Source organism: Pseudomonas sp. NFACC24-1 (genome assembly GCF_900115235.1).
Classification (GTDB): domain Bacteria; phylum Pseudomonadota; class Gammaproteobacteria; order Pseudomonadales; family Pseudomonadaceae; genus Aquipseudomonas; species Aquipseudomonas fluorescens_AA.
Genome location: NZ_FOVS01000091.1, coordinates 1 through 1255 on the forward strand (window position 1 = coordinate 1; position 1255 = coordinate 1255).

Annotated in this window: 1 protein-coding gene; it reads left to right on the forward strand. The window is 63.6% G+C overall.

The genetic code is table 11. The annotated features are described in order from the left end of the window. Positions 1–1255, forward strand: a 1255-nt coding sequence (locus BM317_RS29660) for an AMP-binding protein (protein WP_139236108.1), incomplete at both ends; no start/stop codon positions are given.

A 1255-nucleotide genomic window follows, 5' to 3' on the forward strand; every position in this document is an offset into this window, starting at 1 on the left:
CCGCTGGGTGGCGATCCTGCTGTTCCACCACATGGCGCTGGACCATACCGCGCTGGAGGTTGTGCAACAGGAAATGCAGGCGCACCTGATGGGCGAGGCCGGACAACTGGTCGATCCGGTGCCTTATCGCAACTATGTGGCCCAGGCACGTCTGGGAACGAGCGAGGCGGAACACGAAGCATTTTTCCGCCAGATGCTCGGCGGGATCGATGAGCCGACGCTGGCGTTCGGACTGGCACAGGTCCAGGGGGACGGGCGTGGCATCGAAGAAGTGACGGTTGCAGTCGATGAGGCTTTGAGCCTGGGGCTGCGCAGTCAGGCCCGGCGCCTGGGCGTGAGTGCCGCGAGCCTGATTCACTTGGCATGGGGCCGGGTCATGGCCCTGGCATCCGGTCAGGAGAACGTGGTGTTCGGCACGGTTCTGTTAGGCCGCATGCAGGGTGGCGACGGTGCTGATCGGGCGCTGGGGATGTTCATCAACACCTTGCCGATATGCGTTTCGGTGGGCGAGCAAAGTGTGCGTGATGCGGTGAAGATGACCCACGCACGGCTGACCGCGATGCTGGCCCATGAGCATGCCTCCCTGGCCCTGGCCCAGCGCTGCAGCAGCGTGGCTTCGTCGACACCACTGTTCAGCGCGTTGCTCAATTACCGGCACAGCTCGATCGAGGTGACGGATGCGTTGTTGTCGGCCTGGAACGGCATGCAGATGCTGTCCAGCGAAGAACGTACCAACTACCCGCTGACAATGAACGTCGATGACCTCGGGGACGGCTTCAGCCTGACGGCACTGGTCGAGGCGCGGATCGGGGCGCAACGCATCTGTGACTACATGCACGTTGCGCTGCGCAGTCTCTTCGATGCACTGGAACATGCACCGCACCAGCCGGTGCAAAGCCTGGCGGTGTTACCGCCGACGGAGCGTCGCCAGTTGCTGGAAACCTGGAATGCCTCGCCGCAGACGTACGCCCATGACACGCTGATCCACGGGCAATTCGAAGCCTGCGCCGTGGCTCAGCCCGATGCAGTGGCGGTGGTGTTCGAGAGCCGGACGCTGACCTACGGTGAACTCAACGCCCGGGCCAACCAGCTTGCTCATCATTTGCTGGCCCTGGGCATTCGCCCGGATGATCGAGTGGCGATCTGTGTCGAGCGTGGCTTGGACATGATCGTCGGCCTGTTGGGCATCCTCAAGGCGGGCGCCGGTTATGTACCGCTGGACCCGGCCTATCCCCTGGAGCGCCTGGCCTTCATG